Origin of the sequence: Moraxella sp., assembly GCF_024227015.1 — a bacterium.
Lineage (GTDB): Bacteria > Pseudomonadota > Gammaproteobacteria > Pseudomonadales > Moraxellaceae > Moraxella.
In genome coordinates this window covers 1-1,498 of the sequence record NZ_JAAELD010000308.1, presented here as the reverse complement: position 1 = coordinate 1,498, position 1,498 = coordinate 1, and the positions used below count along the sequence as shown (strand labels likewise).

The 1,498-nt window shown below is 45.5% G+C and carries 2 pseudogenes; one reads left to right on the top strand and one right to left on the bottom strand.

Annotation, left to right across the window (positions count from 1 at the left end):
- Positions 1–457 (bottom strand): annotated as a pseudogene (locus tag GY683_RS07040) (MFS transporter); the annotation flags it as partial.
- A gap of 143 nt (positions 458–600) precedes the next feature.
- Between GY683_RS07040 and GY683_RS07035 the strand changes: the two are divergent.
- Positions 601–1,498, top strand: a pseudogene (locus tag GY683_RS07035) (hypothetical protein); the annotation flags it as partial.

Sequence of the window (1,498 nt, the reverse complement as noted above, 5' to 3'; positions counted from 1 at the left end):
TACCGGTTTGGAATAAGCCATTGGCGCCGACCAGCTCATCTTTGTGCATGGCTTCTGGGAGGTAGCCGTATTAAATGAGTACAAAAAAAGTTGATTGCGTTCCCATCAGGAACAACGCCACGAATAACAACCAATAAAGCTCAAACCAAAACCCAATCGCCGCCAACGTCATGATGCAGATTTCTAGTAGTTTGACGCCTTGGGTGAGTTTGGATTTTTCATATTTGTCCGCAATTTGTCCCGCCAACGCCGAGAATAGGAAGTATGGCAAAATAAACAGCAATGCCGCCAAATTATTCAGCAGGCTAATCTCCATGCCCATCTTGGCAGCCGCGACATAAGTCAAAATTAAAATCAATGCCTGCTTAAAAACGTTATCGTTAAATGCGCCCAAAAACTGCGTAAAAAACATGGCGCTAAAACGGCGATGCTTAAATAGAGAAAATTGCGAAGCCATAGAATAAATGATTGTTAATATTGATTGGTTTGTTATAATAGCAGGTATTTTTATTTTAAGCTTTAATTTTTAAGAAATTTTTACATCTTTTTGATGTTTATGGCGACAATAAAAAACCACGATTTCAAAATCAAAAGGGCTACATGATGGCGATGGCAGACATCGGACGACCGAGCGTGAACCGCATAAAATCTGTGCGTACGGCAATATCTGTGTCAGTACTGATGGCATTGTCGTCTTATGCGTCGGCACAAGTTGCTATCCCTGAACAACCAGCCAATCCAAATCAGGGCGCGAATACTAATGGTGTAGCAGTTAATGCATCAGATGAGCAATTGGGCAATCAATCCAATGACAAGTCTACCGCACCGACTCTCATCGATCAAAAAACCATCGAATCTGCACAGCTTATCGCAGAAGTGCCGCTCTATACACCCGCCCAGATCGAGGCAAGACTACAAGAAGTTACCCGGCAAAATACCCTGATGGCGCAGTCGTCAGATACTACTCTAATCTCAAGAATTGATCAAGAAAGTACGCCGATGGGGCTTGATGTCACTGCCATCACCAAGATTCCAACGCCTGATACGCTGCAGACGCTAGGCATTAACGAGGAGGGTGAGCGCACCGAAGGCATCGACCCAACGGCATACATCCCAGAATATGAATATGTCGAGAGCGATGGTGCTACCGAGGTGGTGGTTGAAGAGGAAGGAATCAAGCGCCCGAATGTCGCCAAACGTCTGTATAATCGGTTGTTCAATGATGGCGTGGAAGCGGTGGCGCGCGTTGAGGCAGAGTTTTATCAAAATAACATGCCTGGCATTGGTGCTAATGAATCGCGAACCAAAGTCACCAAAATTGACAAGTCTACTCTAAAGCAAGAACCCTTTGCCAACATCAAGGCTGCACTAGAGGACATCACTGCTGAGAGTATTACAGACTTTAATAGCGCATTGCCGCGACTTCGTCAGACGGCGGATTCGGCAGCGCGCGCGGTGGGTTATTATGATGTGGACATGCAGATCACCAAGGTTGGTG